Genomic DNA, 19,711 nt, shown 5'->3' on the forward strand with positions numbered 1-19,711 from the left:
TCTGGTATATCGGCTGATTTCAGATAATCTTTACACTATTATCTGCAAAACCGGTGGAACAAACGGAAATGCGCGGAAGGTGAGTGAACAGATGAGCGATCTGCATTCCCTGTTTAATCCCGATTCCATAGCGGTAATCGGGGCCTCCAACAACAAAGAAAAAATCGGCTTTGTCATCATGGAAAATATTCAAAACAGCGGTTTTCAGGGCAAAGTTTATCCCGTTAACCCCAGAGAAAAAGAAATACTGGGTTATACTTGTTATACCTCAATAGGAAAGATCGGACAACCTGTGGATGTGGCGGTTATTTCCGTCCCGGCCCAACTTTCTCTGGATGTGGCCAGGGAATGCGGTGAGTCCGGGGTCAAGTTTCTTGTGGTGGTTACCGCAGGCTTTAAGGAAATTGGCGACGAAGGCCTGAAAAGGGAAAAGGAACTGCTTAAAATCTGCCGGCAGCACAAGATGCGTATGGTCGGTCCTAATGTGGTGGGAATCATGGACACCCACACTCCCGCCAATGCTTCCTTTGCCGAAGGATTCCCCAAACAGGGTGAAATTGCCTTTATTTCACAAAGCGGGGCAATGCTGTTGGCAATCTTTGACTGGAGCCGCAGTGTGGGGCTTGGTTTCTCCCGCTTTGTCTCCATGGGTAATAAAGCGGATTTAAACGAAGTTGATTTTATCTGGTCCGCTGCACAAGATCCCAATACCCGGGTTATTTTATGCTATATAGAAGACGTGGCCGACGGCAAACGTTTTCTGGATGTGGTCAGTGAAGCCTGTAAGAAAAAACCTGTTATTATCCTCAAAAGTGGCACATCACAGGCGGGAGCCCGCGCCGCATCCAGCCATACCGGTGCTTTGGCCGGTAGTGACCTGGCCTATGATACCGCTTTTCGTCAGTGCGGTGTTATCCGGGCGGAGACCATGTCCGACTTGTTTGACCTGGCGGTGGCCTTTGTCAGCCAACCAATCCCTGCCGGAAATCATGTGGCCATTGTGACTAATTCCGGCGGCCCCGGAATTATCGCCACCGACAGTGTGGAGAGAAACGGCCTGCGCATGGCCCGCTTTGGCAAAGATACCATCGAGACTCTACGTAATGCTCTGCCGGCAGAGGCCAATCTTTATAACCCGGTGGATGTACTGGGGGACGCCAGAACAGACCGTTACAGTGTATCACTGGAGGCTGTGCTGGCTGATGAAAACACTGATTGCGCATTGGTGCTGCTTTCTCCCGCCGCCGTTACCGAGCCGGTAAAAACTGCACAGGTCATCTCATCTTTGCGGGAACGGTTTACCAAGAAGCCCATTTTTGCCGCCTATATGGGAGGTGAAGGCCTGGCTGAAGGGTGTCAGGTGCTGACAAACTCCGGTGTACCCTGCTTTACATTCCCTGAACCGGCACTAAAATCTTTTTCCGGCATGGTAAGATTTGCAGCGCTGCAGCGTAAACTGGCTAGGGGACAGCAGTTGCCCAAAATTAATAACATTGACCAAAGAGCGGTTAAAGCCACCTTTTATGATGTGTTAAAAGAGCGAAGGCTGGTACTGCTGGGCAATGAGGCCACTTCTGTGGCGGAGGCGTACGGTATCCCGGTGGCTCCGGTGCGTCTGGCCACCAGCCCTGAAGAAGCTGCAGAACTGGCAGATAAACTGGGTTACCCGGCGGTTCTCAAAGTGGCCTCTCCCAAAATCATGCATAAAACCGATGTGGGTGGAGTAAAAATCGGACTGGAAACACGGGATGAGGTAATGGAAGGATACCACGCCATTATGAACAGCGTCCGCAGACTCATGCCGGGCACCCCCATCTATGGCATCGAAGTGCAGAAAATGATGCCCAAGGGCGATGAGCTGATTATCGGCATGAGCCGGGATGTACAGTTTGGCCCACTTTTGGCTTTTGGACTGGGCGGTATCTACGTTAACCTACTAAAGGATGTCTCCTTCCGCTTGGCTGCAGGGTTGACCCTGGAGGAAATTGAAGAGATGATTGCAGAGACAAAAGCTTATTCTCTCATACGGGGTTACCGCGGCAGCAAGCCGGCAGATATCGGAGCCCTGGTACAGACACTGGCGCGGGTAGCCCGGCTTTCCCTGGACTTTCCGGAAATAACGGAAATCGATCTTAACCCGGTAATAGCCTATCCGGATTCGGCAGTGGCGTTGGATGTTAAAATAACCGTCTCCTATGACGAGAACGAGGTTTAGAAAGGATGACTGCCATGAAAAGCATTTTTATCGGCGGAATGGCCGGAAGCGGAAAAACAGCCATCGCACTGGGCCTGGCGCTCAAATTCCGCGATCAGGGACTAAATGTCGGTTATTTTAAGCCACTGGGCGCATCACACGGCCCCCACCGGCAGGAGGATGAGGACGTAATCCTCTTTCAGCAGGTCCTTTCCCTGCCCCATGATGCCGCCACGCTCTCTCCGGTCCGCACCGGGCCTTACTACTTAAGCAGTGGGCCCCGCCGTGATCCCGCTCCTCTGAAGGAGAAACTGCAGCAGGCCTACAATACTGTATCGGCCAACGTTGACGTACTGTTAATTGACGGTTCTCTTTCTCCTTATACCGCCGCCAGCCTGGGCCTTGATGCCATTAACCTGGCCCGCATGTTTGACAGCACCATGCTTTATGTCAGCCGCATGGAAGATGACTACAGTCTGGATAAAACCATTTTGTACAATGAACTCTTCCGGCTGGCGGGCATTAAAGTGCTGGGCAACATCTTTAACAGTGTGGAGCGTACTTTGCTGGATAAAACAAAAGGTGTGTATGCGCCTATTCTGGAAGAGGCCGGCCACCCTGTTTTGGGGATAATCCCCAGCAGGCCGGAAATCGCCTCCCCCACAGTCCGGGAATTTTACGACGCACTGGGTGGCGAACTGCTGACAGAAGAGGGGGTCGGGTTGGAGCGCATCGTGGAAGAAGTGGTGGTAGGCACCATGACCACCGAAAGTGCTCTGGGTTATCTCAGGCGTGCGCCAAACAAAGCTGTTATCACCGGAGGAGACCGTTCCGATATGGCGGTGACGGCTCTGGAAACCAGCACATCTGTTCTCATCCTCACAGGCGGCTACTACCCCGACGTAGGCGTACTGGCCAGCGCCATAGAAAAGAAAGTAGCGGTGATTATGGTGCACTACGACACCTTCACCGCCATTGAGCGTCTCCACGAGATTACCAGGCGCATTCACCCCGGTGACGAACAGGGTATCCGCATCGCCCAGACCAATATTTCCGAACACTGCAATTGGCAAACAATCCTCGATGAAGTTAAATCCTAATTGTAAACCGGACGTTGAGCCAAGGGAACGGTTCTCTTGGCTCATTTTTGTTGCTAGAGCCAGGAGCGAATGAGGGTAATTTCTTCGCCGTATTGCTGAAAGTCCTCCACTGGGGTTTCCAGTGCCATGGGTAAGTCTTTGAAAGCGGGATGGGTAATAAGGTTTAGCAGGCCTTCTTTGCCAAGATAGCCTGCGCCTATCCGTTCGTGCCTGTCTTTGTGTGTGCCCGGCGGAAACTTGGAATCGTTTAGGTGCATAGCTCTAACCCTGCTTAATCCCACCGTTTTCTTCACATCCGTCACCAGCCTGTCCACTTCTTCTTTTTGCAAGAAATCATATCCGGCGCCGGTCAGATGGCAGGAATCAAGACAAACGCCCATACCATCCGGCCAGGACAGTTTTTCCATAATTTCTGCGATGTCTGCCAGGGTGCCTATTTCCGAGCCCTGTCCCGCCATGGTTTCCAAAAGCAAAGAAGTTTCTCCGTCATAGGGTAAAAATGATTCCTCCAGACAGGCCACAATTCGCTCTAGTCCCGCTTCACGTCCAGAACCGGCATGAGAGCCGGGATGGATTACCAGGTACTCGGCGCCCACCGCATCCATACGCTCTAAATCATCGGCCACCACCATTTTGGCAAAGTTATAGGCCCGTTCTGCAGGAGACGCCATATTTACGGTATAAGGCAGGTGTCCCATAATGGGATAAATATCATATTTTTTCCTGGCTTCCTGCCATTTTTCCACTTCCTGGGGAGAAATGGTGCGGGCAGAACCTCCCCGGGGGTTGCGGGTAAAGAACTGAAATGTATTGGCACCGATGGATGCCGCAGCTTCCGCTGCTTTATGAAATCCTTTGGAAACAGACAGATGAGAACCAAGTCGCATGAAAAGCGGACCTCCTAGTCATATAATATATACTTTATACCATACCCTGCCTGGGCTGACAAATGAAACAAGCTAAAAACAAGAAAGGCGCGCTCTTACGATTTCCTCAGCGCGCGCTTTTCAGTACTGCTTACATTAGCAGCTTCGCTATCTGCGAAGCGTTATAATTTCCTAGCAGTAAAATATAGCTCCCTGCGGGAGCTTTAATTCTATACTATGACTTCTGCAGTTTTTTATCACGGAGACGGCGGGACATCACACCGCCAACCCTGCCGGTTTCGCGGGCAGTGAGGTTTTCCCATCCCTTCTCTTTAACTTTGTCGCCCAAACCTAATTCATCTGCGATTTCCAGCTTCATTTTTTCTACCGCCAATTCTTCAGGTGTCATTTTTTCAGGCTTTTTCTTGTACTTGGCCATAGCTATACCCCCTCCTTTACAGGTAGTATGTGCCATCCGTCAGAGGATATGCGGCTACGGCATTTAGACAAAAACGCCCACAGAAAAGAGGAACAGCAAAAGCGCCAAAGCAAAAACGGGAGCAACCACCGTGGTGACAAAATATTCTTTATAGGTTTGTGCAAAGGTGAGCCCGCTAAAAGCCAGCATGGTTAAATAACCGTTATTGTGAGGCAAAGTGTCCAACCCGGCGGCGGCCAAAGTAATTACACGGTGCAGTAAGGCCGGGTCTGCCGAAGCAGACAATTCAGGCGCCACAGTGGTCAGGGTAAGAACCACACCACCGGAGGCTGAACCCACAAGCCCTGCCGCCACATTGGTGGTTATACCCGCCAACACCAAGGGATTCAGGGTTGAATCGGCCAGTGCTTCAATAAATGTTAAAAAGGCGGGAACAGCCTGCAGAGCCACACCGAATCCCACCGATGAGGAGGCAAACAAGAGCGGCATCATAGCAGTTTTTGTACCTTCATTAAGGACTTCCAGGGGCTTAGGTAACCAGGAAAATAGCACAATAAAAGCCAAAAGCACCCCTGAGCCCAGAGAAACCAGTGGGTCCAGTTGAAAAACAGAGAGCAGCACAACGATGGAAATTAGCGGTATGCAGGCCAGATAGACCGGTGGAAAGCCGCCGCCGGCCCGGGGCACATAGCCTTCAGGATGGTCAAATACTTCTTCCCGACGCCGCGCCCGGGCAGCAACATGTTCCAGATACAGGGCAATGATTACTGAAGATACGGTGACGCTAAAAATTCCGGGCCAAAAACCCGCCGTAGACGTGGTGCCCAGATAATCCATGGGCATCAGGTTTTGGATTTGAGGTGTAGCCGGAGCAGAGATAGCCATAATAATGCCGGCACCAATGCTGGGAATCAACAGGCGCCGGGGCAGGTTTGCCTGGTCAAAAACGGAAAGCCCCAGCGGGTATAAGGTAAAGATAATGACAAATCCGGCAATACCGCCTACTCCCAAAAGCAAAGAGGCCAAAAAAATAGCGGTGGCCGCTCTTTTTGTCCCCAGCATGGCCACCAGGGCGTTGCCAATACTGTAAGCACCACCGGACTGCTCCATAACTTTACCGAAAATAGCTCCCAGAATAAAAATAAAGATAAAGCTTTCGATGAAGCCGGCGGCTCCTGCCACATACGGGCCCGTTACCAATTCATACGGGCTCATGCCGTTACCCAGCGCAACAAATATGATAACAAGCGGCGCAGCTACAATCACGTTTACTTTTTTCGATACAAGAATTATAAGCAGGCATAACCCTAAAACTACAAACAGCAACAAAAACCCCTCCAATTCATCCCTGTACTATTCGCCTTCGTACGTCACTGTTCCTCCATGACTGTCGGGGGCAAAGGCTGGGAAAAAATAAATGACAGCCCACGGCTGTCATTAAAGGAAAATTAGTTTTGTGGCTGGTTTGCTGCCTGCACCATACTGGACATATCCAGTTCCTTGTCCCGACGTTCATCAATAGTAACATTGGTAATCACCCGATTTACTCCGGTGTCAAAAGGCAAACTGTGCAAATCTTTCACCACTGCCAGCAAGTCTTCCATGCTTCCTTCTACCATGGTGGACATGGGAGTTACCTGGTACTGCAGCCCCCGCTTATCCACCACTTCGCAGGCCTGGGAAACATAACTGCTAAAGCTTGCTTCGTCGGTACCGATAGGCATAATACTGATTTCAAGAACCGGCATCTTTTTCACCCCTTTTTGCTTAGCATCCCCGAAAAAGATATCCGTAATCAGTACCTGGCGCTCTTTTTTATTGAAACCGGCAGTTGGAAACCTATGCGACCGCCACCGGCAATAATTACCCTTTTGTGTCCTGTTTTTTTTTTCGCCATCCCCAAAAAAGTGAGGAACGTTTATTTGTTTTCCCCAACACATATATTTCATCATTTTCAAGAATTACATCTTTTCCACCGGGAATGATAACATCATCGCCCCGGATAATTGCACAGATAATACCGGAGGGCGGCCTCTTAATGTCCTGCAGCCGCATTTTAAGGCGTCTTGCCAGCTCTGTTCCCACCTCACCGCCGCCGATAATAATTACACGCATATATCCGCCAAGCGCCCACAACTGTGGGTAGTCTTATCTTCAGCCTCCTCCGCCCATGCGGACTAAAAGAAAAGCAATAGCTACAGCAAAGCCCAAATATATTAAGATAGAGCTCCAAGCAGGCATAATGCCACCTCCTATTCAAAGCTTACCACCAATGCAACGCTTTGACAAGAATTAACGAATTATTAAGGTTATTTTAGGAACCTTTTATGTTTGTTCTGATGTTGATATAGTTAAGAAAATGCAAAATATATACAAGGAGGGTAATTATGGTAGAACTTAAACCCAAAGAATTAAAAACCAGCAAGATGGAGGGCTTTTCAGAAAAACAGCTGGAAGACCATCACGGCGTCCTTTATAAGGGCTATGTAAACAAAGTCAACGAAATCCGCAAGCAAATGGCGTCAGTAGACTACGACAAAGCAAACCAGACCTATAGTGAATTAAGGGCTCTAAAGATTGAAGAAACTTTTGCCTTAAACGGAATAAAGTTACATGAAGCTTATTTTGAAAACATGGGTGGCAGCGGCGGCAAAGCCACCGGCAAAGCACTGGAGTTGATTGAAAAATATTTCGGCTCCTATGAAGCATGGGAAAAAGATTTTAAAAAGACCGGCCTGGCAGTGCGCGGTTGGGTGGTTTTGGCTTATGACCTGGAAGACGGCACACTCCATAATTTCGGCAGCGACTCCCATAATCTGGGGCCAATCTGGAACGCTGTGCCGGTGTTGGTTTTGGACACCTACGAACACGCCTACATGATCGACTATGGTGTGAAGCGCCCGCCCTACATTGACGCTTTCATGAATGTAATTGACTGGGATGTGGTTAACGCCCGCCTGGCCAAAATTGAAGGTGCCCGCACCACAGAAGTATTTTAAATAACTAATTAAAAAACGCCTCAAAGGAGGCGTTTTTTATACTGGTATAAATTATAACGTTTCGCAGTTTGCGAAACTGCTAAGGTAGCCAGTATTGAAAGGCACGCTTTGGGGTAATCGAATAAGCGTGCCTTTCTTTCTACAAATTTGCGGCATCCACCAGCCCAAAGCAGCCCATCAGCATCATATTGCCCTGAGGGGCGGCAAAATAGCAATCCAGTGACGACAAAAGAGAGCGGCGCGGGCCGGTAACCACCGTCAGGACAGGGTCCACCTCCTCTGCCGGCGGCAGGCAGCCATGCCCCTGATCCTCTTGCACTTCAGCATTTGACAACTTTCCTGCGGTCAGCTTCTTTAGGTAATGGGCTACCTTTTGCGGTGTCATCATTCCGGTATGATGCTCAAAAAGTCCAATAACCCTTTGGTCCTCAACAAGAGCAGCAAAGGTATGCTGATTGCCCAGATTTATCACCGCCACCGTACCCCGACCGGACGCCTCCCGAACACGTTCATCGGTCAGTGCTCCCAAAAGCGCTGCTCCGCAAGTATCCATTAACAGAGCGCCGGGTGCTTGTTTGCGCGCCGCTTCCATCCTGGTAAAAAAGGACGGAATATCTCCATATACCAGATCACTAAGCTTACCACCCGCCGCCATAAACTGTTCCCAGATGCGGAAACGAAAAATTCGGTTTGATTCACCGGGAGAATAGCCGTGATCCTGCACCGCCACCGCAAATTCAGCGGGCAGGTCTTCCCCCGCTTCCCCTAAAATTCGGGCCAGCATTTCCCGGTCAATATCGCCTGTATGTATCCGCACCGCATGGGCAGGTGGGTCTTCAGTGGTTACAACACCCAGAGACTCCACCCTTTTGGGATCATCATGGATGGTCAACGCCGCTTCTTTTGTGGCAAAAACGGGCAGTCCCTTACTTAAATGGTCCCGCACAGCTTTTGTGGACGGTCCGCCTCCCATTACGTGGCCGTGCAGAAAGACAGCTTTTCCCGCTTCGGTGGCTTTTTTGATTTGCTGTGCCACCAACACCGTAGGTGAGGGCAGAATTAACTGAATGCAGTTTTCCAGCGTTTTGTCACTGTCGTAGAGCAGAATATCCTGTGTACCGCCACCGATATCAATGGCCATCAGTTTAGCCATGCTCCTTCCCCCTTATCGAAATTAAGGTTTGGGCAATTTCAGCTCCCAGACGGGCATTCTCCTTCAAGAGCGCCAGATTGGCCTGCAGCGTACGCCCATCGGACAAAGTAAACAGCCGGCGCAGCATCTGTGGTGTCACATCCTGCCCTACCACACCTTCTTCTCTTATCTCCCGGTCTACATTGACAATCATAGCCATCAGTTCATCCCAGGGTATCTCACTATCCCCGGGCACAGGATTGCACAGCAGAATGGCTGCCTGCAGACCCAGCTCATCCCGGGACATTGCGGTTTGCGCTACCTGCTCCACAGAGTCAAAAGACAGATTCAGAGGGTACGGAGAAGCCGCCGAGTAAAAGGCCGGCAAAGTATTGGTCTGATATCCACCCACAGTAATGCCGGCGGTTTCAAGATATTCAAGGGTCAGCGGTAAATCCAGAATAGCTTTGGCACCGGACGCCACCACGGTAACGGGGGTTCTGGCCAATACCGGCAGGTCTCCGGAGATATCAAAGGTATTCTCTCCCCCACGATGTACGCCGCCAATCCCCCCGGTGGCAAAAACACCAATACCATAGCGGTGTGCCAAATGGGCGGTGGCGGCTACGGTGGTACCTCCGCTTCTCTTTTGCGCCACAGCCACAGGCAGCTCCCGTACTCCCAGTTTAAGCGGATTTTCTTCCATGGCCAGGGCGTCCAATTGGCTTTTGTTAAGCCCCATAATAATTTCCCCGTTAAGTACTCCGATGGTGCACGGCACGGCACCGCTTTGTGTCACAATTTCCTCCAGTTGCACCGCCGTTTCCAGATTCAGCGGGCGGGGCAGGCCATGGGTCACCAGGGCTGTCTCCAAAGCTACAAGCGGCTTTTTTTCACGCAGGGCAGACAAAACATGTCCGCCGATGGATAATTTCATAAACTCACTCCCGTCTGTATACGCTAAATTATGGAGGTGATAAAAATGTCATCTGTTAAGGTTAAATGGCAAAATGATCTATACTTTCAAGGTGTTTCCGGCTCTGGGCAAACCGTACAACTTGAAGGGGCAACCGGTACCGGCCAGGGAGTTCGTCCCAGTGAAATGCTTCTTTTGGCTCTTGGTGGTTGTACCGGCATGGATATTGTCTCTCTACTGCAGAAATTTGAAGCCCGGCTGGACCATTTTCAGGTAGAGCTGGGTGGGGAAAAACATAGCCAACATCCCAAGTCATTTCGTACTATAACTGCAGTTTACCATATATCAGGCGATGTTACACCCCAACAAGCCTGGAAAGCTGTGAGCAGTTCCTATAAGAAATACAGCGTTATAGCAAATTCCCTGCAGGCCAACATAGAATATCGCGTTCTGCTAAACGGAGAGGAAATCACAGAAAAATAACCCGGATTCCGGGTTATTTTTAATCCGCTTCTTCTATTTTTACCATTGCTTCGCCGCAGCAAACTAACACCCCGGCACCGCTATTGACAACCTTGACTACGTTGCCGCAAACGTCACACCGATAGGTTTCCCCCACACTGGTAGCCAACTTTTTCACGCCCTTTCCTGAAGTGACATGATGGGAAATTCCTCCAATACCTGCACATCGTCTAAGACTTGGGAAATTACCAAATCAAGACTTTCTGCCAGATCCACATCAAACGGGTTGAGGTAGGCAACCCCGTCGGCGTCTTTGGCAATACGCACCACCGGATGCAGCGGCAGACCTTTCCGGTTTGAAACCACCAGGCCAAGATCCCCGTTACTTAACCGGACTCCCGTGCCCACCGGATAAGCGGCTACATGATTTAGAAACAGCCGGGTCAGTTCCATATCATAGGCGTCACCACAGCCCATTATCATTTCAATGGCCTGGTGCGGCTGCAATGAAGTGCGGTACGGACGGTCTGCGGTAAGGGCATCAAACACATCGGCCACCATTACAAGACGGGCATACTGGTGTATATTATCTCTGTGCAGCCTGTACGGGTACCCGCTGCCGTCACAACGTTCATGATGTTGTGCCACCACAGTGCTGATTTCATGGGGCAGATTCTTCTGTTGCGATAAAATCTCACAACCAAAAGCAGGATGCTTTTGTATTTCGGCAAACTCATCGGGAGACAGGCTGCCCTTCTTATTAAGTATCTTACTGTCAATCCGGATTTTCCCCACATCATGCAAGAGCGCACCTGCAGCCAATCTCTCCAGCCGTGTGCGGGACAGGTCCAGATCAATTCCGGTCAACAGGGAAAGTATACAAACATTAACTGAATGGCAAAAGGTATAATCGTCGGCATTGCGAATCTCAGCCAAATTCAACATAACATCTTTGTTCTCCAGCACTTGCTGAACCATGCTTTCCACAGTCTGGGAAAACTGATCGTCAAGGAGCAGCTCCGACGGGGCTGTTTCCTTTTTTCCGGCTTTCATCATATTTTTAAGAACTTTTATTGCCTGACGCCTGGTCTCTTCCGATACCACTTCAGGCACCGATACGTCATCTAGCAGCGGGTCCAGGACATACACATAAGGAATGCCTGTCCGCCACAGAGCAGTAATATAGCTGCTTTTGAGTTTTATTCCGGCGCTTAGCCAAAGCTGTCCGTCTGAGCCGGAAACAGATTTGGCCAAAATCATGCCGGGACGAAGTAGTGTAACTGGCATTTTTCGCATCGTCTGACCTCTGTTTAAAATTTGGCAGAAAATCTTACCAATTTCTATATTTCGACATTATCTAAGCTTATTCCTTTTTAGGAAGGACCCTGTTTTATTAAAAAAAGGCGCGCTTATTTACTTACAGCGCGCTTTCAATGCTTTTTACCTTGTGAAAAACCCGCATTTTCTGCGGGTTAAAAGTAATCTGATGAAGCATTATAATCCGGACAATGAGAACGCCCTTCTTCCAGGAGATCATGATTCTCCGCTTTCAGCTTTTTTTTGCGCTGACAACGCCAATACCACATCAGGGGCCAGACAACCAGTTTGGGCAGGATAAAAACTGCCATGGCCACGTATCGATACACAGCGGGCACCTCACAATTTTGTATTGCTTTATGTATATTATATACGTTACAGGCAGATTTTAAAAGAAGAACTATTTTTCACAATTTGTTAATACTGCAATACTATGAAAAATCCGCGTCATAATGTAAGATAAAAACAGCAATAAATATTGAACACATAGGAGGTATACATATGGAAAAATGGGTTTGTTCAGTTTGTGGCTACGTCTATAATCCTGAGGAAGGTGACCCGGATAACGGCGTCTCTCCCGGCACATCTTTTGACGACCTGCCGGACGATTGGGTCTGTCCGGAATGTGGTGTAGGTAAGGATATGTTTGAAAAGGAATAAAGCTAAAAACAGAAATCAGGTCCGGCATTCGACGCATTGGTCGAATTGTCCGGACCTGACTTTTTTATATCGCTTCTTTGCCCCGCTCCCCTGTTCTGATACGCACCACCTCATCTACAGGCGAGATGAATATTTTCCCGTCCCCGATTTCACCTGTTGCCGCTTCTGCCACAATAGTATCAATCAGGGTATCAACTTTCTCCGCCGTGACCACCAGTTCCAACTTAACTTTAGGCAGCAAATTTACTTCATAGAGATTGCCGCGGTATATTGCCGTGCTCCCTTTTTGCAGTCCGCACCCTGTTACATGGGTGACAGTCATTCCCTGGATCCCCTCACGGCCCAACCGTTCTTTTACCGCTTCCAGCTTTGAGGGACGAATTATACAAGTTATTTTTTTCATTGAAGAACCTCCCTTTCTCTAATGAACCTGCGGTACAGAGCTTTTTGACACAAAATCGGCGTATGCTTCCATACCGTGTTCACCGACGTCTAAACCTTCTTCTTCTTCTGCAGCGCTTACACGTAATCCTACCACCGCATTAATTGCTTTAAACAGGATAAAGGCAGTGGTCATGGTCCATGCAGCTACAGCTAATACACCAATGGCCTGCACCGAAAGCAGTGCTGCGCCTCCGCCATAGAACAAACCGCCATCAGTGGCAAAGAAACCCACCATTACAGTACCGTAAGCTCCGCAGACACCGTGAACTGCCACAGCGCCCACCGGGTCATCAACATGAAGCACTTTTTCAATAAACTCCACTGCCAGAATGATCAGCACACCTGCACCGGCACCAATCAGCGCCGCACCCATAAAGTCCACATCAGCTGTGCCGGCGGTAATTCCCACCAGTCCCGCCAGGGCACCATTTAGCGTCAGACTCACATCAGGCTTACCGTAGCGTATCCAGGAGAAGGCCATGGCCAGCACCGCCCCGCCTGCTGCCGCCAGGTTTGTGGTTACCACAATGTGCGCTATGGATAAATCCATACCGGCGATGGTACTGCCGGCATTAAAGCCAAACCAGCCAAACCAGAGAATGAAAACACCCATGGCGCCTAAGGTAATACTGTGACCGGGAATCGCATTGGGCTTTTTGTCGCTTGTGAATTTGCCCAGGCGGGGCCCTAAAATTGCGGCACCTACAAGAGCCGCCCAGCCGCCCACGGAGTGAACGATGGTGGATCCGGCAAAGTCTACAAAGCCCAACTCTTCAAGCCAACCGCCACCCCAACCCCAGTGACCCACCACCGGGTAAATCACGGCGGTAATTACCACAGAATAGAGCAGGTAGGAAACAAACTTTGTTCTTTCCGCCATGGCTCCGGAGACAATGGTAGCCGCCGTAGCCGCAAACATGGTCTGGAACAACAGAAATGCCGGTACCGGTATGTTTAAATCCAAATGAGCAAACTCACCCAAGGCAAAAAAGCCGCTTCCACCGATAAATCCGCTTCTGGATACACCAAACATCAAGGCAAAACCAACACTCCAGTACAACAAGCTGCCGCAGGCAAAGTCCATCACATTTTTCATAATAATGTTACCCGCGTTTTTTGCCCGGGTAAAACCGGACTCCACCATGGCAAACCCTAACTGCATAAGAAACACCAGAAAAGCTGCCAGTAACACCCAGATAGTATCAATAGCCATTTCAGTCATTTTTTCTTCCTCCTTCAGGTTTTAGTTATAATTTGCACAGTACAAAAAAAAGGCGAAGACACAAGCGCATTACGCTTTGCATCTTCGCCTAGGGAGGACATCTGTGTCCAATATAGAGGTTGTTAACTCACTGCGGCCACGCCGCGGTTTTAAAATTTAGCCAGATAATTATCCAGCTCCCACTGGTGAACCTTCATTTCATAGTCCTGGTACTCTATCCGCTTTGCTGTGATAAAGCGATTAAAGGTATGGGTTCCCAGAGCTTCACGGATAAGCACATTATTCTCCAGCTCATTTAATGCTTCTTTTAAGCTGCCCGGCAGGCTGGCGATTTTCAGCTCTTCCCGCTGCTTTTCCGTCAGATCGTAAATGTTTTTATCCACCGGTGCCGGTGCCTGAGTTTTGTTTTTAATCCCGTCAAGCCCTGCTTTAATCATCACCGCCAAAGCCAGGTACGGGTTGGCAGAGGGATCCGGAGAGCGCACTTCTACACGGGTGCCCACACCACGACGGGCGGGGATACGAATCAGAGGCGAGCGGTTCTTCTCTGACCATGCCAGGTACACCGGAGCTTCATATCCTGGCACCAGGCGCTTATAGGAGTTTACGGTGGGGTTTGTGATTGCTGTAAACGCCGGTGCGTGCTGCAGAATTCCTCCAATATAGTGGTACGCTTCTTCGCTCATTTGTCGCGGACCGTTGGGGTCATAGAAAATGTTCTCCCCGTTCTTAAACAGGGATTGGTGAGTGTGCATGCCGGAGCCGTTAATCCCAAAGATTGGTTTTGGCATAAATGTGGCATGCAGCCCGTGTCTCTGCGCAATGGTACGCACAACAAACTTGAACGTTATTAACTTATCCGCCGTTGCCAGCGCTTCATCATATTTAAAATCAATTTCGTGCTGGCCTACAGCTACTTCATGGTGGGAAGCTTCAATTTCAAAACCCATCTCCTGCAGGGTCATCACCATATCGCGGCGGGCGTTTTCACCCAAATCCACCGGTGATAGGTCAAAATAACCGCCCTGGTCATGGGTAATGGTGGTGGGCCGGCCGCTTTCATCGGTGTGGAAGAGGAAAAATTCCGCCTCCGGGCCCACATTAACACTGTAGCCCATTTCCTCTGCTTCCTTCAGAACTTTCTGCAGTGTGCAGCGGGGGCACCCAGCAAAGGGTTCCTCATCCGGGGTGTACACATCACAAATCAGACGGGCTACGCTGCCGTCCCGGGGACGCCAGGGAAATACGGTGAAAGTATTGGGGTCGGGGCGCAGGTACTGATCTGATTCTTCAATCCGCACAAACCCTTCAATGGATGATCCGTCAAACATTAATTCCCCGTCCAAAGCTTTGCCCAGCTGATCCACCGGTATGGCAACATTTTTGGGTATACCAAAGATATCGGTGAACTGGAGTCGGATAAACTTTACGTTGGCCTCTTTGGCCATGTTTAGCACATCCTGTTTTGTCAAACTCATTTGCCATCATCTCCTTTAGTTACTTTATAAGTGTAAAAAAACAAAAAACGCCCTAAGGGATGGAAACACTGTTTCTCCCCAGGCGCCATTGCCAAAAAATTATTTTATTTACTTATTTAAAATCATTAGCTGTTATAATAGCTTCCGCAATCCGTCTTATGGATACGCGCTTATTCATACTCTGCTGCTGAATCCGCTTGTAAGCTTGTGCCTCCGGCAGACCCAGCGTTTCCATTAAAATTCCCTTAGCTTTCTCCACAGCTTTGCGGGTTGCCAGCGTTTCCTTCATCTTCGCCAATTCATCGGCCATCTTGCGCATCCGGTGCTGGGCCGCAGCCGCAAATTCTACCGCCGTTATCAGAGCAGTATCCTGAACCGGCTTTAAAATCATCCCTGAGATGTATGGACCGTTTCGCTCTCTGCGCTGATGTGTACCTAACAGCACCAGCCCAATTTGGCCGTCTTCCTCAAGCATCTCCGCTGCGGACTTTCCATGTGGAGAATCGGTGTCGATTACCACCACATCAGGCTGTAATGACTGAATCATCCGCAGTGCTCCGGGGCCGCTATCGGTTTCACCGATTACCAGGTTGCCCGCCGTGGCCATAACAGAACCGACCTTTTTACGGATACCGGCAGAAGCACTTACCACCACTCGCACGCCACTCATAGGCATCCCCCCTAAAAAATAAAAACGACGCTACTGCAGAGACCTTTTGCTCTCTGAGATGGCGCCGCTGCCCGGTACAACGCTGTACCTGTTCTTTAACTATCTCAATTATAAATTAAGTGTTTACAAATTACAATAGGCAATTTTGAAAATTGTTTCCGCATAGTGAAATTTTCATTTTGCGCAATCCCTTTTCGTCACTTGAGAGGGGTGATGCCATTTAACTCTTTGTTAACCTTATAGAAGCCTGCCAGTAAAGGATTTCTTAGAAGCGCTGTGGAATACTTTTAAAAGAAAAATCCTTGTATGGGATATTGGAGGGAAACTATGAGTCAAAAAATTAAACGTTTGGGAATCCTGACCGGAGGCGGCGACTGTCCCGGCCTCAATGCTGTGATTCGTGCTGTGGCTAAAACCGCCCTTTATCGCTATGAAATAGAAGTTGTGGGTATTATGGACGGCTACGGCGGTGTAATTGAAAGCCGCAGCATGATCCTGGAAGACCATCATGTCTCCGGAATCCTGCATCGCGGCGGCACAATTTTGGGCACCACCAACCGGGACAACCCCTTCCGATATCCGGTAGGTGAAAAGGACGGGCAGACCGTCTGGGGCGATGTTTCCGACAAAGCCATCGCCAACCTGGAAAAAATGGGGGTTGATGTGTTGGTGGCGGTGGGTGGAGACGGCAGCCTCTTTATCGGCAATGAACTTTATAAAAAGGGAGTTCCGGTGGTGGGTATACCCAAAACCATTGATAATGACCTGTCTGCCACCGACGTAACGTTTGGTTTTGATACCGCTTTAAATACCGCCACAGATGCCATTGATAAATTACATACAACTGCGGAATCCCACCACCGAGTGATGATTCTGGAAGTGATGGGCCGGGATGCGGGCTGGATTGCCCTGCACTCCGGAACTGCCGGCGGTGCCGATGTAATACTTATTCCCGAAATAGATTTCTCCTACGAAGCAATCTGCCAAAAAATCAGTGCGCGTCAGCAAAAAGGAAAGAAGTTCTCCATCATGGTGGTGGCTGAAGGCGCTAAGCTACCGGGTGGTGAACAAATTTATCAGGAAGAGCGCAAGGATAACCCGCATCTTAGCAAACTGGGCGGCGTGGGTAATGTCATCGGTGATGAAATCCAGCGACGCTGCGGGGTAGAAACCCGGGTAACGGTTCTTGGCCACCTGCAGCGCGGCGGCACCCCCACTCCATTTGATCGGATACTGGGAACCCGTTTCGGGGTAAAAGCAGCCGAGCTTGCCATGAACGGTGAGTTTGGACAGATGACCTGTCTCTGCAGCGGGGAGATACAATCGGTCCCCCTCTCTGATGCGGTTAAAGAACAAAAACTGATTCAAGCAGACAGTGAACTGGTCCGGGCAGCAAAATCTGTGGGTGTCTCATTTGGCGACTAGGGAGGAAATCTACCAATGTATAAAGCACTGACCATAGCAGGGTCCGACTCCGGTGGAGGCGCCGGGATTCAAACCGACCTAAAAACCTTTGCCGCTCTGGGCGTGTACGGTACCAGCGTTATCACCGCCCTGACCGCCCAAAACACCAAAGGGGTACACGGTATCCATCCTGTTCCCCCTGATTTTATTAATTGCCAGTTGGAAGCGGTGCTCTCCGATATTCCGGTCCATGCTGCCAAAACAGGTATGCTTGGCGATGCAAAAACCATAACGGCTGTGGCCGACAGTCTCAACAAACATCGTGTATCCAATCTGGTAGTAGACCCAGTGATGGTGGCCCAAAGCGGAGACCGGTTGCTGCAGGAGGATGCGGTGGACGCGCTAAGGGACAAGCTACTCCCTCACGCCCTTGTTGTCACCCCCAACCTGCCGGAAGCAGAAGTACTCCTGGGACGCCAAATCACCACGGTGGATGCCATGGTAGCCGCAGCCCGGGAAATACGTCTGATGGGGCCGCGTCACGTCCTGGTAAAAGGCGGACATCTGGAAGGCCAGGACATGGTGGATATATTTTTTGACGGCAGGACCATACATCATCTGTCGGAAAAGAAACTGGATACCCCACATACACACGGCACCGGCTGCACCTATGCCGCAGCCATTGCCGCCTGCCTGGCCAAAAACTTGTCACCATACGATGCCGTGACCCGGGCCAAACAGTTTATCACAGATGCCATCTCCCACGGAATCTGTGTGGGCGGAGGCTACGGCCCCACAAACCCCATGGGTGCCCTTTTGCGGGAATTGGAACTGAGCCGTGCCTCCCAGGCCCTGTATAAAGCGCTTGCCGCGCTGCAAAAAACGCCCGCCTGTGCCAACATACTGGCAGACGGACGCTCTAATATCTTTTACTCCCTGGAAGGGGCAAACAGCCTGGAGGATATCGCCTCTTTCCCCACTCCCCTCTATCGCTGCCACAACACCATTGCCCAGGCCGGGGACCCGGTATTTGCCGGCGGCCTTTACCCGGAAGAAATGCTTTTACAGGCTCACCAAAAAGATGCCCGCATCCGTGGCATGATTAATTTGCGCTACACCCCTGAAATGGCACTGGCCGCCAGTGCTCTAAACTATAAAACGGTGAAACTATCCGGCGATTTTGCCAAACTCTCAGAAATTCCGGAAGTGCTGGTGATAGAACCAACAGAGGAGCAGGAAGGACAAATCATCCTCTTTGCCCGCACCCCCCAGGAAGCGGCCCAAAAAACCGCCGGCCTGGCCCGCTCCTTCTCCGGCTGCTAAATGAGACAAAATCACCTGTCCCCTTTGTCTCAGGCTTGGCCCGTCCCCCTGTCCCAAAATGAGAAGCGACCGCTATGATCAAAATGGCGGTCGCTTTTTTGGGTTTAATTATTTGTTTTCTTTTTCGTAGGGGATGGGGATAAATTCTACCGAAGGTCTGGTTCTTTGTGGTTGGGGGAATTTATCCATGATTTCATAAATTTCATCGGGCAACAGCCCGCAGGCCGGCAAACCCATCTCCCCCAGTTCACTGCAGGTAATGGCATAATCATGGGTCCATTTTCCTGAAGCCAGGGAAGCAGCCACTTCCCGGGCTTTTTCTTCGCCCAGCCTGTCCAAAAGGATTTCATACACCCGGTTAGTTACCTGCTTGATGGCTTTTTCCGCCACATCATATAAAATTAAAGTTTCATCGTCCACCTCATTGATGTCTTTGGCTCTAACTGCTTTTAGAATTGATACTGCCGGATATCTGCCGATTTGCGGATCCACCGGACCCAAAACCGCATTACCATCCATCAGAATCTCATCGGCAGCCAAAGCAATCATTGTACCGCCGGACATGGCGTAATGGGGAACAAACACCGTAACTTTCGACGGATGATTTTTTAGGGCATTGGCAATTTGTTCAGAGGCCAAAACCAGGCCGCCCGGTGTATGTATTAAAAGATCAATGGGCATATCGTCCGGTGTATAGCGGATAGCCCGCAATACTTGCTCCGAATCTTCGATGTTTATATAGCGAGTCAGGGGAATGCCCAACAGAGATAACGACTCCTGACGGTGAACCAAGGTGATAACCCTTGACTTACGCTTTTTCTCCAAATCACGGATTAGTCTAATCCGGGCAGCTTCCAGCTTAGCCTGTTTCATTGCGGGAACCAATGCGGAAATAATAATGAAAAGCCAAATTATAGAGAAAAAATTAAAGTCTCCTCCCAAAAATATCACTCCTTATTATGCCGACCAGCCTACTTCCAGGCGGTCGCCGTGTTTAAGCTGTGTGGTAAACTCAGCTTCCCTGCCGTTAACACGCAGCATCAGCGTGTTGCGGCCGGCGGGTGGATTGGTTTCAAAGTTAATTA

Annotated in this window: 22 protein-coding genes; 7 read left to right on the plus strand and 15 right to left on the minus strand. The window is 50.0% G+C overall.

The features are described from left to right. Positions 1-91 precede the first annotated feature (91 nt). Entirely contained in the window at positions 92-2,215 is a 2,124-nt protein-coding gene (gene acs / locus DEALDRAFT_RS14965; protein WP_008519025.1) for an acetate--CoA ligase alpha subunit, read from the plus strand. 14 nt (positions 2,216-2,229) lie between these two features. Beyond that, on the plus strand, positions 2,230-3,294 hold the full coding sequence (locus DEALDRAFT_RS14970; RefSeq protein ID WP_040379292.1) for a phosphotransacetylase family protein: 1,065 nt from the start codon (positions 2,230-2,232) through the stop codon (positions 3,292-3,294). A gap of 53 nt (positions 3,295-3,347) precedes the next feature. Here DEALDRAFT_RS14970 and DEALDRAFT_RS14975 read toward each other — a convergent pair whose 3' ends face one another. From DEALDRAFT_RS14975 to DEALDRAFT_RS14995, 5 genes are all read right to left on the minus strand, one after another. Continuing rightward, positions 3,348-4,181, minus strand: coding sequence for a deoxyribonuclease IV (locus tag DEALDRAFT_RS14975; protein WP_008519028.1), 834 nt, complete (start codon positions 4,179-4,181; stop codon positions 3,348-3,350). Positions 4,182-4,395: 214 nt separating this feature from the next. Continuing rightward, positions 4,396-4,599: a small, acid-soluble spore protein, alpha/beta type gene (locus DEALDRAFT_RS14980; protein WP_008519029.1), complete on the minus strand. Its 204-nt coding sequence runs from the start codon at positions 4,597-4,599 to the stop codon at positions 4,396-4,398. A gap of 63 nt (positions 4,600-4,662) precedes the next feature. Beyond that, positions 4,663-5,925 (minus strand): GntP family permease, encoded by a 1,263-nt coding sequence (locus DEALDRAFT_RS14985; protein ID WP_040379294.1) that lies wholly within the window; start codon positions 5,923-5,925, stop codon positions 4,663-4,665. 122 nt (positions 5,926-6,047) lie between these two features. Continuing rightward, positions 6,048-6,347: an MTH1187 family thiamine-binding protein gene (locus DEALDRAFT_RS14990; protein ID WP_008519034.1), complete on the minus strand. Its 300-nt coding sequence runs from the start codon at positions 6,345-6,347 to the stop codon at positions 6,048-6,050. Positions 6,348-6,462: 115 nt separating this feature from the next. After that, positions 6,463-6,714: a TrkA C-terminal domain-containing protein gene (locus DEALDRAFT_RS14995; protein WP_008519036.1), complete on the minus strand. Its 252-nt coding sequence runs from the start codon at positions 6,712-6,714 to the stop codon at positions 6,463-6,465. A gap of 272 nt (positions 6,715-6,986) precedes the next feature. On the opposite strand from DEALDRAFT_RS14995, the gene DEALDRAFT_RS15000 reads away from it, so the two are divergent. Further along, positions 6,987-7,598, plus strand: coding sequence for a superoxide dismutase (locus tag DEALDRAFT_RS15000; protein ID WP_008519037.1), 612 nt, complete (start codon positions 6,987-6,989; stop codon positions 7,596-7,598). A 139-nt stretch (positions 7,599-7,737) separates the two neighbouring features. On the opposite strand, the gene DEALDRAFT_RS15005 is transcribed toward DEALDRAFT_RS15000, so the two are convergent. Both DEALDRAFT_RS15005 and DEALDRAFT_RS15010 read right to left on the minus strand, forming a co-directional pair. Then, positions 7,738-8,751, minus strand: coding sequence for a DUF1786 domain-containing protein (locus tag DEALDRAFT_RS15005; protein ID WP_008519039.1), 1,014 nt, complete (start codon positions 8,749-8,751; stop codon positions 7,738-7,740). Next, positions 8,744-9,667 carry a pseudouridine-5'-phosphate glycosidase gene (locus DEALDRAFT_RS15010; protein WP_008519041.1) on the minus strand — a complete coding sequence of 308 codons (924 nt, stop codon included), beginning with the start codon at positions 9,665-9,667 and terminating at the stop codon, positions 8,744-8,746. Before DEALDRAFT_RS15010 ends, DEALDRAFT_RS15005 begins: the two co-directional genes overlap by 8 nt. A 45-nt stretch (positions 9,668-9,712) precedes the next feature. On the opposite strand from DEALDRAFT_RS15010, the gene DEALDRAFT_RS15015 reads away from it, so the two are divergent. Then, positions 9,713-10,129: an OsmC family protein gene (locus DEALDRAFT_RS15015; protein WP_008519043.1), complete on the plus strand. Its 417-nt coding sequence runs from the start codon at positions 9,713-9,715 to the stop codon at positions 10,127-10,129. A gap of 19 nt (positions 10,130-10,148) precedes the next feature. Here DEALDRAFT_RS15015 and DEALDRAFT_RS15020 read toward each other — a convergent pair whose 3' ends face one another. The 3 genes from DEALDRAFT_RS15020 to DEALDRAFT_RS16965 all read right to left on the minus strand — a co-directional run bounded on the left by DEALDRAFT_RS15020 (position 10,149) and on the right by DEALDRAFT_RS16965 (position 11,754). Beyond that, on the minus strand, positions 10,149-10,286 hold the full coding sequence (locus DEALDRAFT_RS15020) for a desulfoferrodoxin FeS4 iron-binding domain-containing protein (protein WP_008519045.1): 138 nt from the start codon (positions 10,284-10,286) through the stop codon (positions 10,149-10,151). Then, the gene (locus tag DEALDRAFT_RS15025) at positions 10,283-11,404 is read right to left on the minus strand and encodes an HD-GYP domain-containing protein (protein WP_008519046.1); all 1,122 of its coding nucleotides are present in this window, start codon (positions 11,402-11,404) and stop codon (positions 10,283-10,285) included. The genes DEALDRAFT_RS15020 and DEALDRAFT_RS15025 overlap by 4 nt, the downstream gene beginning before the upstream one ends. Before the next feature lie 176 nt (positions 11,405-11,580). Next, a complete protein-coding gene (locus DEALDRAFT_RS16965) occupies positions 11,581-11,754 on the minus strand; it encodes a hypothetical protein (protein ID WP_008519047.1) in 174 nt (57 codons plus the stop codon). A 172-nt stretch (positions 11,755-11,926) separates the two neighbouring features. Between DEALDRAFT_RS16965 and rd the strand changes: the two genes are divergently transcribed. Continuing rightward, positions 11,927-12,085 carry a rubredoxin gene (rd, locus tag DEALDRAFT_RS15030; protein ID WP_008519049.1) on the plus strand — a complete coding sequence of 53 codons (159 nt, stop codon included), beginning with the start codon at positions 11,927-11,929 and terminating at the stop codon, positions 12,083-12,085. A 64-nt stretch (positions 12,086-12,149) separates the two neighbouring features. Here rd and DEALDRAFT_RS17320 read toward each other — a convergent pair whose 3' ends face one another. The 4 genes from DEALDRAFT_RS17320 to DEALDRAFT_RS15050 all read right to left on the minus strand — a co-directional run bounded on the left by DEALDRAFT_RS17320 (position 12,150) and on the right by DEALDRAFT_RS15050 (position 15,899). After that, on the minus strand, positions 12,150-12,488 hold the full coding sequence (locus DEALDRAFT_RS17320) for a P-II family nitrogen regulator (RefSeq protein ID WP_008519051.1): 339 nt from the start codon (positions 12,486-12,488) through the stop codon (positions 12,150-12,152). Positions 12,489-12,506: 18 nt separating this feature from the next. After that, complete coding sequence (locus tag DEALDRAFT_RS15040) at positions 12,507-13,751, minus strand: ammonium transporter (protein ID WP_008519053.1); 1,245 nt, start codon at positions 13,749-13,751, stop codon at positions 12,507-12,509. 149 nt (positions 13,752-13,900) lie between these two features. Then, a complete protein-coding gene (gene glnA, locus DEALDRAFT_RS15045) occupies positions 13,901-15,229 on the minus strand; it encodes a type I glutamate--ammonia ligase (RefSeq protein ID WP_008519055.1) in 1,329 nt (442 codons plus the stop codon). 112 nt (positions 15,230-15,341) lie between these two features. Continuing rightward, entirely contained in the window at positions 15,342-15,899 is a 558-nt protein-coding gene (locus DEALDRAFT_RS15050) for an ANTAR domain-containing response regulator (RefSeq protein ID WP_008519056.1), read from the minus strand. A 327-nt stretch (positions 15,900-16,226) separates the two neighbouring features. On the opposite strand from DEALDRAFT_RS15050, the gene DEALDRAFT_RS15055 reads away from it, so the two are divergent. Beyond that, positions 16,227-17,324, plus strand: coding sequence for a 6-phosphofructokinase (locus DEALDRAFT_RS15055; RefSeq protein ID WP_008519059.1), 1,098 nt, complete (start codon positions 16,227-16,229; stop codon positions 17,322-17,324). A 15-nt stretch (positions 17,325-17,339) separates the two neighbouring features. Beyond that, a complete protein-coding gene (thiD, locus tag DEALDRAFT_RS17495) occupies positions 17,340-18,626 on the plus strand; it encodes a bifunctional hydroxymethylpyrimidine kinase/phosphomethylpyrimidine kinase (protein ID WP_008519061.1) in 1,287 nt (428 codons plus the stop codon). A gap of 108 nt (positions 18,627-18,734) precedes the next feature. Here the strand turns inward: thiD and DEALDRAFT_RS15065 are convergent, their stop codons facing one another. Further along, entirely contained in the window at positions 18,735-19,568 is an 834-nt protein-coding gene (locus DEALDRAFT_RS15065; protein WP_008519063.1) for an SDH family Clp fold serine proteinase, read from the minus strand. Positions 19,569-19,711: the final 143 nt, after the last annotated feature.

Source organism: Dethiobacter alkaliphilus AHT 1 (assembly GCF_000174415.1).
GTDB classification, from domain to species: Bacteria; Bacillota; Dethiobacteria; order Dethiobacterales; family Dethiobacteraceae; genus Dethiobacter; species Dethiobacter alkaliphilus.